This window comes from Streptomyces sp. NPDC005808, assembly GCF_042871385.1.
In the GTDB taxonomy this organism is placed as follows: domain Bacteria; phylum Actinomycetota; class Actinomycetes; order Streptomycetales; family Streptomycetaceae; genus Streptomyces.
In genome coordinates, this window is the sequence record NZ_JBIAIK010000030.1 from 1 (window position 1) to 13155 (window position 13155).

Here is a 13155-nt window from a genome sequence, read left to right on the forward strand (position 1 = left end):
GACGCCCTCGGCGGCGTGGCCGGCGATGGCGACATCGCTGGTGGAGTGGAGACGGATGCGCTGGTATCCGCTGATCCGCCCCATCGCGCCGCGCAGGATGGACTCCATCACGATCGGCTTCGCCCAGCGCCGGCCGGAGCGGGCGCCGGTCAGCACGGCGATGGAGTCGGCCAGCCGGCCCGCCTGGGCGGTGCGGTGGTCCAGGTGCAGCAGGTCGCCCAGGACGTCCTCGGCGGAGTGCCGGTGCTCCATGTCCCGCAGGTCGGCGAGCATGCTGGTGGCGAGGGCCTGCATCCGGCCCGCGGCGTTGGCGCAGGCGGCGACGGCGGCGGAGCGCTCGGTGTCACTGCGGGCGGCGCGGGCCTTGAGGCGCGCGTTTTCGGCGGTGAGCTGCTCGGTGCCGGCCGTGGCGTCCTTGATGACGCGGGCCGTCTCGGCGGCCGCCGCGGCCTTGATCCTGGCCGTCTCGGCGGTGAACCGCTGGGCGTCGGCCGCGGACGCCGACACCATGCGCGAGGTCTCGGCGGTGAACCGGCCGCTCTCGGCGGCGAGCAGTTCGCGCAGTCGGCGCGCGGCGAGGCGGGCGTGGACGGCGGTGGCGACGGCGGCGGAGAGCAGCACGGCGGCGGCGCTCGCCCCCCAGGCCACTGCGGTCCTGGCCGACTCGGGAGCGGCGGCGACCGCCCACAGGCACAGGGATCCGGTGAGGGCCACGGTGACCAGCAGGGCCAGTGCGGTCGGCCGGGTTGAGGGGCGCAAGCGGAGTCCTTGGGGGGCGGACGGTGATGGATGGGACGGTTCGGGCGAGTCGTGACGGTGATGATCAAATGCGACAACTGGAACTGAGAATTCCCAGACAAGTCTGGGTCACTATATGAGAATTGACGATCTGTTTGGGAAGAACTTGTGGTGTTCTCTGTTCAGTTTGTGTTTGCGAGCCCGGCATATTTCGACGTATTGACGTAATCGGCGGAAACGCGCGGGGCCGTCGGGCGGGGCGGCCGGGCGCGTCCGCCGGGCCGACGGCATCCTGGCCGGATGGCATTCGGCAAGGCTCACCCCGGCGGTACCCCCACCGCGCTCGTCCGTGAACTGCGCGCGTCCGTGAGGGGCGAGGTCGCGTTCGACGCCACGGCGCGCGCCCTGACGACGATGGACGCCTCCAACTACCGGCGGGTCCCCCTCGGCGTGGGGGGGCCGCGCGCCGCCGCCGCCCACAACCCCCCCCGGGCCGGCTGCCGGGGGCCCGGGGGGGCCCGCGGGGTGTCCCCTTTTGGACACCGTGGTGCACCCCCCGCGGCCCGGGCTGGGCGGGGGGGGCCCCCGCGCGCGGGGGGCCCCCGCGCCATGCCCTCCACGTAAGCCACACACCCGGAAGCGCGGGAGATCGTGTTCGACTTTCTTGAAGGTTACGACGTCCTCGCGGCGTTCTGGATGACGGTGAAGCTCACCGCCCTCTCCGCCCTGGGCTCCCTGATCCTGGGCACCCTGCTGGCCGCCATGCGGGTCAGCCCGGTCCCGCTCATGCGCGGGTTCGGCACCGCCTACGTCAACATCGTCCGCAACATCCCCCTGACCGTCATCATCGTCTTCGCCTCACTCGGCCTCGCCGACATCTTCGGCATGACGATGGGAGCGCCCGACGATTTCGAAGTCCAGGACTTCCGCCTAGCCGTGTTCGGTCTGGTCGGCTACCACGCCGCCTTCGTCTGCGAGGCACTGCGCTCCGGCATCAACACCGTGCCCCCCGGGCAGGCCGAGGCGGCACGCGCCATCGGGCTGAGCTTCAGTCAGGTCCTGAGGCTCATCGTCCTTCCGCAGGCCTTCCGCTCGGTGATCGGCCCGCTGGCCAACGTACTGATCGCGCTGACCAAGAACACCACGGTGGCGGCCGCGATCGGCGTCGCCGAGGCCGCCTCTCTGATGAAGGAAATGATCGAGAACGAGGCCCAGACGGTCGCCATCGGTGCGGTCTTCGCCTTCGGGTTCGTGGTATTGACCCTGCCGACCGGCCTCATCCTCGGCTGGCTGAGCAAGCGACTGGCGGTGAAGCGATGACCTCCGTGCTCTACGACACCCCGGGTCCCCGCGCCAAGCGGCGCAATGTGATCTTCTCGGTGATCTTCTTCGTCCTGCTCGCCCTGTTCCTGTGGTGGATCTGGCAGACCATGGACGGCAAGGGCCAGCTGAAGTGGGACCTTTGGGAGCCGTTCACCACGTCGCAGGCCTGGACGACATACCTGCTGCCCGGCCTCGGTGAGACCCTGAAGGCCGCGGCGATCGCCATGGTGATCGCCCTTCCGCTGGGCGCGGTCTTCGGCATCGCGCGCCTCTCCGATCACCGATGGGTGCGGGGCGCTGCCGGCGCGGTGGTCGAGTTCTTCCGGTCGATCCCGGTGCTACTGCTGATGCTGTTCGCCAACGAGTTCTACGTCCGCTCCACGAACATCGGAAGCGAAGAGCGGCCTCTCTACGCCGTCGTCACCGGCCTGGTGCTCTACAACGCCTCGGTCCTCGCCGAGATCGTACGAGCCGGCATCCTCTCGCTGCCCAAGGGGCAGTCGGAGGCCGCCATGGCGGTCGGTCTGCGCAAGGGCCAGACGATGACCAACGTCCTGCTGCCGCAGGCGGTCACCGCGATGCTGCCGGCCATCGTCAGCCAGCTCGTCGTCATCGTGAAGGACACCGCGCTGGGTGGCGCGATGCTGGGGTTCACCGAGCTGCTCAGCTCGCGCAGCACGCTGGCGGCCAACTACGCGAACGTCATCCCCAGCTTCATCGTGGTGGCGATCATCTACATCATCGTGAACTTCATCCTCACCAGCTTCGCCGGCTGGCTGGAGGGCAGGCTGCGGCGCAGCAAGAAGGGCACGGGCGTGGTCCTCGGCGAGGACGCGGTGGAGATCAACCCAGCCGCGGTGGGCGGCGGTTTCGGGACCGGTGGCGAGGGCGGCGGCCCGAGCGGCTTCACCTTCACCGACAAGCCACCCCGATGATCTGATGTACAGTCAAGTATCTTTGATCTGATGTACGGTCAAGTGCCTTGAACAGCACGGAGGCAGTGGCGTGATCGCCACTGCCTCCGTCACTTGACGCAAGCACCGGCAATAGGTTGCATACGTTCTGTGATCGTGCACCCCGCTCCAACTGCCTGTTCCCGTACGTCCCTCAGGGCACCGCTCCGGGCAGGGGGCACCGCGCCGTGGACCCGGTGATCATCGTCGGAGCGGGGCCCGTGGGGCTCACGCTCGCCCTTGCCCTCGCCCGCCAGGAGGTCCCCTCCGTGGTCCTGGACGAAGGACCGGGCAAGGACGAACAGCGGCCCGCGCGAACGGTGGTTCTACGCGAGGACACCGCCGCACTCGTCGAGCGGCTGACGGGCTCCCCCCTCTCCGAGGCCGGCCTCCGTTGGGCCGGATGGCGGTCGATGCGGCGCAAGCAGGTGATGGGCGAGATCAGGTTCGGTCCAGGGGGCTTTGAAGACGTGGAGGGCCCGGGCCGCCGGGTGGGCCACGACGGTGCGGACGTCCCAGGCGCCGCCGAACCCTTCGCCGCCCCGTTACATCTCGCCCAGCACGTCCTGACCGCCGCCCTGCGCGGGGCGATCGCGGGCGAGCGACTCGTCAAGATCGCGTCGAACAGCCGCCTCGACTCCACCGAGCAGGAGACCTCGGGCGTCACGGCGCACACCCGCGGCCCCAAGGGCACGTGGTGGCGCGGCAGTTACCTCGTCGGCTGCGACGGACCACGCTCGACGGTGCGCAAACTCCAGGACATCCGCTTCCCGGGCCGCACCGCCGTCGAGCGACACGCCGTGGCAGCGCTCCGTACGGAACTCCCCTGGCCCGGCGAGGCGTTGTTGCACCGGATGCCTCCGTGGCGGACGTCGGGCCCCTCAGCCGGAGAGGTGACGGCACGCCCCCTGTCCGACGGCGTGTGGCGGCTGGACTGGCTGCTGCCCCCGGGCAAGGACCTCGTCACGCCCGACCTGCTGGTGGCGCGCATCCGGGAGACCCTCGGAGGCTGGAACGGCGGCTCCACACCTCCGTACGAGCTTCTCGACACCGGAGTCCACACCGTCCATCACCGCCTCGCCCGCCGGTGGCGGTCCGGCCGTGTCTTCCTCGCCGGGGACGCCGCTCACCTACTCGGCGCGCTCGGCACGCAGGGCCTGGACGAGGGGCTGCGGGACGCCGACAACCTCGCCTGGAAGCTGGCGCTGGCCTGGCACCACGGACCGCACGAGGCACTGCTCGACAGCTACCAGGCCGAGCGGCGTGCGGTCGTCGCGGCCCGGCTGCGCGCCGCCGATCAGGCCCTGCCGCTGCTGCGTGGCGGCGGAGGGCTGCGCTCGTACGTTCCCGGGTCGGCCCGGGGACACGACACCATCCTCACGGACGGCCACTTGGGGCGCGGTCCGCTGGGTGCGCCGGGGGCGTACGCCGATTCCCCGCTTGCGCCTCCGTACGCCGAGTCGGAGGCTCCCATTGACACGACGCCCGGTGCGCCGGTGGTCGACGTACGGGTGACGGCCGAGGACGGCACGTTCGTGCCGTTGCGGGAGCGGCTCGGGCGTGGCGTGCTGTTGGTGGTGCTGATCGCACCGGGTACCGGCGTGTGGGAGCGCAAGCACTGGGTGACGGCCGGAATCATGCCCCGGCTCGCGGCAGCAGTGACCGCGCTACCGCATCCGGCCGAACTGCTGGTCGCGGAGAGTTACCCCGGCGCGGCCGCGCACACCGTGCTGCTCGTCCGCCCCGACGGGCACCTGGTCACCGCTCTGAGCGGGGTCCGCCCGGCCGATCTGTACGCGGCGGCCGAGGCGACACTGGGCGGACCGGCGAAGGCGGAGGCGGAAGCGGGAGCGACGGCGAGCACGGGCTGATATGTCGGTCACTCAGGGCCGCGTCCCAGGGCGCTGCTGCAACGGTCACCAAGCCCGCCCGGAGTGCCGACGTGGCAGTGCTCAAGACCGCGCGGAGCGCTGACGTGGCGGTGCTCAAGGCCCTCTCAGCCACTGAGGCGGCGTGCTCAATTCCGCCGCCCGGAGCACTGAACCGCGGTCACCGAAGTCGCCCCGCGCACTGATCCCGCGCTCGCTCGGCCTTGGCCCGCAGTGTCGGGCGACAGCGGGTCGAGGTCCACATAGTGACTGTCAGTTGACCCTTCTCCACCGCCATGGTGTACTCCGGATCGTGACCGATACCTGTGTGCACCTGTGGCGGAGGGTCCATATGGACCTGGTCCGCTATGCAGGCTGCATCTGTCACCCGTCCTGCTGATTCGCATCCTTCTCCCCGCGTGAGCCGGCTCTCCATGGCCGCGGGTTCCCAGGCGAAACCCTCAGGACGGTACGTGTGTCTGTGTCACCCTCTGTTTCCGCGCCCCCGCAAGCTCCCACCCAGGCCGAGCTGCTCGAATTCGTGCGCCGTAGCGCCGCCGACGCCGAGCTGATCGCCTCGTTGCCGCTCGATCCCGAGGGCCGAACCTGGGTACGTCTCGAAGGCCCCGGAGGCAGCGAGGCCTGGCTCATCGGCTGGCCTCCCGGCACCGGAACCGGCTGGCACGACCACGCCGACTCGGTCGGTGCCTTCCTCACTGCGTCGGGCGAACTCAAGGAGTACTCACTCACCGCCCGACTGCCCACCGACGGCTGGAAGACCCTCGAACTCACCGAAGGGGTGGACCGCGAGCGCCGGTTGACGGTCGGCAAGGGCCGCTCCTTCGGCCGCCACCATGTGCACGAGGTGCTCAACGAGTCCACCGAAGAACACGCGATCTCGGTTCACGCCTACTACCCGCCGCTGCCCCGGATCCGTCGCTACAGCCGCACGGGCCAGGTGCTGCGCCTGGAGCAGGTGGAGCGCCCGGAGGACTGGCAGTGACCGCTCGACGCCCGCTGGGAGTGGACGAGTTGCTGGATCAGGTCCGCGAGGGACTCGACCGCGTGGAGGCCAAGGAGGCCTACGCCGCCGAGCAGGCCGGCGAGGGTCTCCTGGTCGACATCCGGTACGCCGCCCTCCGTAAACGCGACGGCCTGATCGCTCGGGACGCGGACGAGCCGGAAGGCGCGCCGACGGCCCGTGCCGAGCGAGCACAGCAGCATGCGGTTCTTCATAAGCGAGGGCATTTGTAACGTCGCACGTGCGATTCCTCAAGCCGTACGTGAATACGGGCACCGAGCTTGCGCCGCCCTCCACGCCGGATCAGAACCCCTCGTCCTCAAGGCCTTCCGTGTCCTCGCCCTCCTCCTCCAGCGCTTGGCGGACCACTCTCAGGGCCATGCCCTGGGGGTAGCCCTTGCGGGCGAGCATGCCCGCGAGGCGCCGCAGACGTTTGTCCCGGTCGAGGCCTCGCGTGGAGCGCAACTTGCGGGCGACCAGTTCGCGCGCGGTCGCCTCCTCCTGCTCCGAGTCGAGTTGTCCGACCGCCTCGTCGATCAGCGTCGAGTCCACGCCTTTGGTCCGCAGCTCCTGCACGAGCGCCCGTCTGGCCAAGCCCCGGCCGTGATGCCGGGACTCCACCCAGGCGTCGGCGAAAGCACTGTCGTTGATCAGGCCGACCTCCTCGAAGCGTGACAGCACCTTCTCCGCCACGTCGTCGGGGATCTCGCGTTTGTGCAGCGCGTCCGCGAGCTGTTTCCGCGTGCGCGGGGTCCCGGTGAGCAGGCGCAGACAGATCGCCCGTGCCCGCTCAACCGGGTCCGCTGGGGGCTCCCCCTTCTCGGCCCTCGACGAGGAAGGGGCACCTCCGTCCTGTAGGTCGCCGGACGACTCACCAAAACCGCCGCGCCTCCGACGTCCTCGTCCGCCACGCGGCCCGCTGTCACTGCGCCGGCCACCACCCCAGCGCGGGCCGCCGCTTGACGAACCGTCACCCCGAGGCAGGCCTTCGCCGCCCCATGAGCCGCTCTCCCGCGACGCCCCCCTGCCATCCGGCTCGCCGCCGTAGAACCCGTCGGCACCGGACGTCCCACCGTCGTACGCCCCGTCACCGCCGTACGCCCTGTCACCGTCTCCGGCCGAGACGCCCACGCCCCCGTCGTACCCCTGCCCTTGCCCCTCCGGGGCAGCAGGGTAGGCGTACTCGGCCCAGTCGGTTCGTCGCGTCATGGGCTAGCTCTTGGCCGCCGCGGTCTTGGGCTTGGAAGCCTTGGCCGCCGGAGCGGGCACCGTCTTGGCGGCCCCGTCCGAAGCGACCGAGACCGCCGCGTCCACACCCGGCTCGACGGTGGGCTTCTCCGGCTTCACACCGACGCCCAGCTTCTCCAGGATCTTCTTCTCGATCTCGTTGGCGAGATCGGGGTTGTCCTTGAGGAAGTTGCGCGCGTTCTCCTTGCCCTGGCCGAGCTGGTCGCCCTCGTACGTGTACCAGGCACCGGCCTTGCGGACGAAGCCGTTCTCCACGCCCATGTCGATCAGGCCGCCTTCACGGCTGATGCCATGCCCGTAGAGGATGTCGAACTCGGCCTGCTTGAAGGGCGGCGCGACCTTGTTCTTGACGACCTTGACGCGGGTGCGGTTGCCGACCGCGTCGGTGCCGTCCTTCAGGGTCTCGATGCGCCGGATGTCGAGCCGCACCGAAGCGTAGAACTTCAGTGCCCGGCCGCCGGTCGTGGTCTCCGGTGAGCCGAACATCACGCCGATCTTCTCGCGAAGCTGGTTGATGAAGATCGCGGTGGTCTGCGACTGGCTGAGCGCGCCGGTGATCTTGCGGAGCGCCTGGCTCATCAGTCGGGCCTGCAGACCCACGTGCGAGTCGCCCATCTCGCCCTCGATCTCCGCGCGCGGCACCAGGGCTGCGACGGAGTCGATGACGATCAGGTCGAGCGCGCCGGAGCGGACCAGCATGTCCACGATCTCCAGAGCCTGCTCGCCGTTGTCCGGCTGCGACAGGATCAGGTTGTCGATGTCGACGCCGAGCTTCTTCGCGTACTCGGGGTCCAGGGCGTGCTCGGCGTCCACGAAGGCCACCTGGCCGCCTGCCTTCTGCGCGTTCGCCACCGCGTGCAGAGTCAGCGTTGTCTTACCGGAGGACTCCGGGCCATACACCTCCACCACTCGGCCGCGCGGCAGTCCGCCGACGCCGAGGGCGACGTCGAGGGCGGTCGACCCGGTGGGGATGACCTCGATGGGCTCATTCGGCCGCTCGCCCAGGCGCATCACCGCGCCCTTGCCGAATTGCCGTTCAATCTGTGCGAGTGCGGCGTCCAGCGCCTTCTCGCGGTCGGTTCCTGCCATGGGTTCCACCCGATTTGCTTGAGTCGATCGCTTCACGTCAAAGACGCTAACGCCTGCCACTGACAATGCGCCCCGACGCCCGTCCGGCCTGTGGATAACTCGGGCACATCTCCGTGAAAACCCTGCCGAAATCCCCGTCGGGAACTTCGCCGGAGACTCCATGAGAATGGATGTTCGATTTTGGTGTCAAGCGCACCACGCGGCACCACCGACAGTACGTTCACGCTCTGACACCGGCTGAACCTCGCGCCTCGCGCCTCGCGCCTCGCACCTCAACCGCGACGCAGGCACAGGCACAGGCACAGGCACAGGCACAGGCACAGCGGAGCCTGAGTCGGGGCGGCTTGTCCTTACCTGCTGAACAGCCGCCGCACGCGCGCGAAGAGAGGGCTCGTGCCCCGTTCCCGGTGACCGTGCACCCGGGGGTCGTCCGTGACGTCGTACCGCTTCACATAGGCACCCAGGAATGCCTGGAGCGTGGCGATCGCGGGGATGGCGATCAGCGCGCCGACGGCACCGAGGAGCGCCGAGCCCGCGACGACCGATCCGAAGGCGACCGCGGGGTGGATGTCGACGGTCTTCGCGGTCAGCTTGGGCTGCAGTACGTAGTTCTCGAACTGCTGGTAGATCACGACGAAGATCAGCACCCACAGCGCGTACCAGGGATCGACCGTGAAGGCGATCAGCATCGGCAGGGCACCCGCGAGATAGGTGCCGATGGTGGGGATGAACTGCGAGACCAGGCCCACCCAGACGGCCAGCACGGGCGCGTAGGGCACGCTCAGGGATTCCAGCAGGATGTAGTGCGCGACCCCGGAGATGAGCGCCATCAGGCCGCGCGAGTACAGATAACCGCCGGTCTTGTCCACGGCGATCTCCCACGCGCGCAGCACCTCGGCCTGTCGGGCGGGCGGCAGCACCGAGCACAGCGCGCGGCGCAGCCTCGGCCCGTCCGCGGCGAAGTAGAAGGAGAACAGCGTGATCGTCAGCAGTTGGAAGAGGCCTCCGAGCACCTGGGCAGAGACGTCCAGGACGCCGGTGGCGCTGTTCTGGACGTAGTTGCGCAACCAGTCGGAGCGGAGCAGGCCCTCTTGGACGTCGACTCGCTTCAGATCGGTGTGGAAGTGCGCGTTGACCCAGTTGATGACGGAGTCGAGGTAGTCCGGGAAGTCCTCGACGATCTTGATGATCTGGCCCGCGAGCATGGAGCCGAGCAACGTGACGAATCCGGCGGCGAAGACCAGCAGGCCGATGAAGACCAGGAACGTGGCCAGCCCCCTGCGCATGCCCCGCGAGGCCATCCGGCTCACCGCAGGCTCGATGGCGAGCGCCAGGAAGAACGCGATGAGAACGTTGATCAGCAGGCCGGTGAGTTCGTGGAACGCCCAACTGCCCAGCTGGAACACGGCGATGAGCGCGAGGGCCAGCACCATGGCGCGCGGCAGCCAGCGCGGCATGCGTCCGCCCTGCGCGGCGGCGTCCCCGGCCGGGGGGCCGGCGGGCGGCGTCGTGCCGAACGGTGATGCCTGCTGGGCGACCTGAGCGGTCTCATCTGTCGGGGCCACGGAGCAAGTCTCGCCCACGCCACCGACAGATCGAGTGCCGCCCCCAAGTCTTCGTGCGCCGTCAGCGGTTCTCGTAGGGAACGTCCACAGCCGCACACACCACGCGCCACACGTCCTTGGCCTCCCAGCCCGCGTCCAACGCCTCGTGAACGGTCCGCCCTCCGAGCTCCGTCATCACGTGATCGCGCGCGAAGGTTTCGGCGTAATCCGCACCGAAGTGATCCGCCATCCGCTGCCAGAAGACCGTCAACCGCATGACTCCATTATCCCGCTCCTGAGGGTGGGCCCGAGCCGGGACCGCTTGCCGAGACCGCTTTCCGTCCTACGGTCGGACCCATGGCCGAATCAGGAGCATCCCCACTCCCCCCGACGCCCCCGGCGCACTCCCCGCTGGCGCACTCCCCGCTGGCGCGCGCCGAGCACTTCGTCTGGCTCACAGCGCGCGTGCTGGAGCAGCGCCGTTTCGAATACCACTTTCTGAACAGCGACGTCGGCGGCGCCGACGCGGTGGAAACCGCGCTGGCCGCCTATCGCAATGACGACGACGGCTACGGTCACGCGCTGGAGCCCGATCTGCGCGGCCCTGTCAGCCAGCCGCTGCACACCGGGCACGCGCTGCGCGTGCTCGACTCGATCGGGCGCTGTGGAGGACAGCGCGTGGAGCGTGTGTGCCGCTATCTGACCGCCATCTCGATGCCGGACGGCGCGCTGCCGACGATCCTTCCGAGTCAGCGCGGCTATCCGACAGCTCCCTTCGTGCCGGTCGTCGACAATCCGCCGAGCGAACTCCTCGCCACCGGGCCCGCGGTGGGTCTGCTGCACCGCAACGAGGTGTGGCACGCCTGGCTGTTCCGGGCGACGGACTTCTGCTGGCAGGCGATCGACTCCCTGGAGAAGTCCCATCCGTACGAGATCGAGGCCGCCGTGACCTTCCTGGACTTCGCGCCCGACCGCCCGCGCGCGGAGGCTGCCGCCGACCGGCTGGGCCGCCTGGTACGCGAATACCGGCTCGCTGCGCTGGATCCCGAGCGCCTGGAGGCATTCCCGGTCGCGCCCGGTTACGCGCCCGGTGAGCACCATTTCCCCCACGACTACGCGAAGACCCCGGGCTCACTCGCGCGTGCGTGGTTCACCGACGAGGAGATGGCGCGTTCCCTCGACCACCTGGCGAACGAGCAGCAGGAGGACGGCGGCTGGCCGATCCGCTGGCGTCAGTGGGCACCGGGCACGGCACTGGAGTGCCGCCCCATCGTGACGATCGAGGCACTGCGCACCCTGCGGGCGTACGGACGCCCCATCGCCTGACCGTGCGAGTGCTGCGAGTGCTGCGAGAGGCCACGGCGGCCGTACTGCCCGCCGGCCCCAAAGGCCGTGCGACGGCCCGTTGGTCCGCGGTATCCCTCCTGATGCGCCGCACCTCACCCCGTCAACGCCCGCACCCCCGCCGTCACCAGTACGGCAGCGGCGACCACGAGCAGGAAGGGGGCGCGCAGGATCAGTGCGACGGCGGCCGCGGCGAGCCCAGCGGCTTTCGCGTCCACCACCAGGGCCTGCCCGTCGGCGAAGGTCTGCTGGGCCGTGAGAGCGGCGAGGAGGGCGACGGGAAGCAGGGCGGCGAGTCGCTGGACGAGCGGCCGCTCCAGTACGCCGGCCGGTACCAGCAGCCCGATGAGCTTGACGACATAGCAGCCGACCGCAGTCGCGCCGATCGCGATCCAGATGCTCATCGGTCCTCCCCCGGTGCTTCGTCGGCGGTCCGGGCACTGCGGCGGCCCTCTACGTAGAGGGCGACGGGAGCGGCGAGCGCGGCCACCAGGACGGGGACTCCGGCGGGCAGCACGGGCAGCAGACCGAGGCCCAGAAGGACCGCGAAACCCGCGACCACACGCTCCGTCGTGGTCTTCAGCATCGGTGCGAGCAGCGCGAGGAAGACGGCGGGCCCTGCTGCGTCCAGCCCCCAGGCATCGGTGTCTCCGATGGCCTCCGCGCCGACAGCGCCGAGCAGCGTGGTGAGATTCCACAGCACGTAGAGGGTGAGCCCCGTGACGGTGAAGCCGATGCGGACGCTGCGGCGGGTCGGCTGGGCGAGGGCGACCGCCGTGGTCTCGTCGATGACCCACTGCGCGGCGAACGGGCGCACCGCGCGCGGGAGTGCCAGCAACTGCGACAGCCGCAGTCCGTAGAACGCGTTGCGCACCCCGAGGAAGAAGGCGCCGGCGGCGGCCGTGAGCGGGTTGCCGCCGGCCGCGAGCGCGCCCACGAGCGCGAACTGTGAGGCGCCGGTGAACACCAGCAGGCTGAGCGCACAGGTCTGGAGCAGGGTGAGGCCGCTGCCTGCCGAGGTCACCCCGAAGGCGAAACCGGACAGTCCGACGGCGACCCCGACTCCCAGGGCGTCTCGGACGACGGCTGCGTCGGGTTTTCCGCCGTCTCCTTTGTGCGTGTCTGCGAGTGCTGTCTGTTCTGCCACACCCCGGACGGTAGGAGCAGCGGCCCGTCGCCGTCTTGTACGTTCTTGCGCTCCCGCTGGTAAGCGCCCGGCGGCACGCCCACGATCCGGGTGAAGTGGCGGTTGAGGTGCGGCTGGTCGGTGAAGCCGACGGCCACGGCTGCCTCGGCGGGCGCGGAACCGGCATCCAGGAGGTGGCGGGCCCGGCGTACCCGGGCATCGGTCAGCCAGGTGTGGGGCGGCATGCCGTAGGCGTCGCGGAACGCGCGCAGCAGCGCGAACGGGCTGGTGCCGAGGTCTGCGGCGAGCCGCTCCAGAGGCGGGGGCTCGGCCATCCGCTCTTCCAGGACGGTACGCGCGCGTGCCGCGATCCGGCCGCCGGCGGTGCGCACGGGACGCTGCGGAAGTGTGCCCCCGTTCAGGCGCAGCAGCCGGGTCACGGCGACCCGCAGCAGGGTGTCGGCGGCGAGCGCGTTGCCCTCCTCCGCGGCCCTGAGCACCTGGTGGACGAGATTCACGGCGTACGGGTCGTCGAGCACCGGGCTGGTGAACCCTGGGGTGCCCCGGATCGTGGTGGTCTCGGCGGCGATCTCGGCCACCAGTTCCGGCGACGGGTAGACCGCCCCGTACCGCCAGCCCTCGGGGACGCCCGCACGGCCGGTGTGCGGAGTGTCGGGGTTGACCAGCGCCAGGGTGCCCGGGCCCGCGTACTGGTCGGTGCCGCCGTGGTGGAAGACCTCCACCCCGTCGGCGATGGCAGCGATCACGAAGTTCTCGTGGGTGTGCCGCACAAAGACCTTCTCGACGTATCGGGCCCGCAGCAGATCGACACCCGGCAGTTCCGCGTACTGCCAGTGCCGCGCCTTCTCCGCCGAACCCGCCATGTGCTCATTCTGCGTCA

At 70.0% G+C, this 13155-nt stretch carries 13 protein-coding genes and 3 pseudogenes; 8 read left to right on the forward strand and 8 right to left on the reverse strand.

Going from position 1 to position 13155, the window contains the following annotated elements; genetic code table 11:
- Positions 1 to 759 (reverse strand): annotated as a pseudogene (locus tag ACFYPC_RS36225) (ATP-binding protein); the annotation flags it as partial.
- Between the two features lie 279 nt (positions 760 to 1038).
- Between ACFYPC_RS36225 and ACFYPC_RS36230 the strand changes: the two are divergent.
- The 7 genes and pseudogenes from ACFYPC_RS36230 to ACFYPC_RS36260 all read left to right on the forward strand — a co-directional run.
- Positions 1039 to 1251 (forward strand): annotated as a pseudogene (locus tag ACFYPC_RS36230) (hypothetical protein); the annotation flags it as partial.
- Between the two features lie 138 nt (positions 1252 to 1389).
- Positions 1390 to 2058 carry an amino acid ABC transporter permease gene (locus tag ACFYPC_RS36235; protein WP_391891598.1) on the forward strand — a complete coding sequence of 223 codons (669 nt, stop codon included), beginning with the start codon at positions 1390 to 1392 and terminating at the stop codon, positions 2056 to 2058.
- A complete protein-coding gene (locus ACFYPC_RS36240; RefSeq protein ID WP_391891599.1) occupies positions 2055 to 2996 on the forward strand; it encodes an amino acid ABC transporter permease in 942 nt (313 codons plus the stop codon). The genes ACFYPC_RS36235 and ACFYPC_RS36240 overlap by 4 nt, the downstream gene beginning before the upstream one ends.
- A gap of 206 nt (positions 2997 to 3202) precedes the next feature.
- Complete coding sequence (locus tag ACFYPC_RS36245) at positions 3203 to 4885, forward strand: FAD-dependent monooxygenase (protein WP_391891600.1); 1683 nt, start codon at positions 3203 to 3205, stop codon at positions 4883 to 4885.
- 325 nt (positions 4886 to 5210) lie between these two features.
- Entirely contained in the window at positions 5211 to 5282 is a 72-nt protein-coding gene (locus ACFYPC_RS36250; RefSeq protein ID WP_323178383.1) for a putative leader peptide, read from the forward strand.
- A 75-nt stretch (positions 5283 to 5357) separates the two neighbouring features.
- A complete protein-coding gene (locus ACFYPC_RS36255) occupies positions 5358 to 5885 on the forward strand; it encodes a cysteine dioxygenase (RefSeq protein WP_391891601.1) in 528 nt (175 codons plus the stop codon).
- Positions 5876 to 6043, forward strand: a pseudogene (locus ACFYPC_RS36260) (sulfurtransferase); the annotation flags it as partial. The gene ACFYPC_RS36255 and the pseudogene ACFYPC_RS36260, both read left to right, overlap by 10 nt.
- A gap of 163 nt (positions 6044 to 6206) precedes the next feature.
- Here ACFYPC_RS36260 and recX read toward each other — a convergent pair.
- The 4 genes from recX to ACFYPC_RS36280 all read right to left on the reverse strand — a co-directional run bounded on the left by recX (position 6207) and on the right by ACFYPC_RS36280 (position 10061).
- Complete coding sequence (gene recX / locus ACFYPC_RS36265) at positions 6207 to 7112, reverse strand: recombination regulator RecX (RefSeq protein ID WP_391891602.1); 906 nt, start codon at positions 7110 to 7112, stop codon at positions 6207 to 6209.
- A 3-nt stretch (positions 7113 to 7115) separates the two neighbouring features.
- Positions 7116 to 8240 (reverse strand): recombinase RecA, encoded by a 1125-nt coding sequence (gene recA / locus ACFYPC_RS36270; protein WP_391891603.1) that lies wholly within the window; start codon positions 8238 to 8240, stop codon positions 7116 to 7118.
- Positions 8241 to 8590: 350 nt separating this feature from the next.
- Complete coding sequence (locus ACFYPC_RS36275) at positions 8591 to 9805, reverse strand: AI-2E family transporter (protein ID WP_391891604.1); 1215 nt, start codon at positions 9803 to 9805, stop codon at positions 8591 to 8593.
- 61 nt (positions 9806 to 9866) lie between these two features.
- The gene (locus ACFYPC_RS36280) at positions 9867 to 10061 is read right to left on the reverse strand and encodes a DUF3046 domain-containing protein (RefSeq protein ID WP_391891605.1); all 195 of its coding nucleotides are present in this window, start codon (positions 10059 to 10061) and stop codon (positions 9867 to 9869) included.
- 80 nt (positions 10062 to 10141) lie between these two features.
- On the opposite strand from ACFYPC_RS36280, the gene ACFYPC_RS36285 reads away from it, so the two are divergent.
- Entirely contained in the window at positions 10142 to 11110 is a 969-nt protein-coding gene (locus ACFYPC_RS36285; protein ID WP_391891606.1) for a hypothetical protein, read from the forward strand.
- A 113-nt stretch (positions 11111 to 11223) separates the two neighbouring features.
- Here the strand turns inward: ACFYPC_RS36285 and ACFYPC_RS36290 are convergent, their stop codons facing one another.
- Genes ACFYPC_RS36290 through ACFYPC_RS36300 form a run of 3 tightly spaced genes read right to left on the reverse strand, consistent with a single transcriptional unit; the run spans position 11224 to position 13138 of the window.
- The gene (locus tag ACFYPC_RS36290) at positions 11224 to 11532 is read right to left on the reverse strand and encodes an AzlD domain-containing protein (RefSeq protein WP_391891607.1); all 309 of its coding nucleotides are present in this window, start codon (positions 11530 to 11532) and stop codon (positions 11224 to 11226) included.
- A complete protein-coding gene (locus tag ACFYPC_RS36295) occupies positions 11529 to 12197 on the reverse strand; it encodes an AzlC family ABC transporter permease (RefSeq protein WP_385740849.1) in 669 nt (222 codons plus the stop codon). Before ACFYPC_RS36295 ends, ACFYPC_RS36290 begins: the two co-directional genes overlap by 4 nt.
- Positions 12149 to 13138, reverse strand: a complete 990-nt coding sequence (locus ACFYPC_RS36300) for an AraC family ligand binding domain-containing protein (RefSeq protein WP_391891608.1) — start codon at positions 13136 to 13138, stop codon at positions 12149 to 12151. The genes ACFYPC_RS36295 and ACFYPC_RS36300 overlap by 49 nt, the downstream gene beginning before the upstream one ends.
- Positions 13139 to 13155 lie beyond the last annotated feature (17 nt).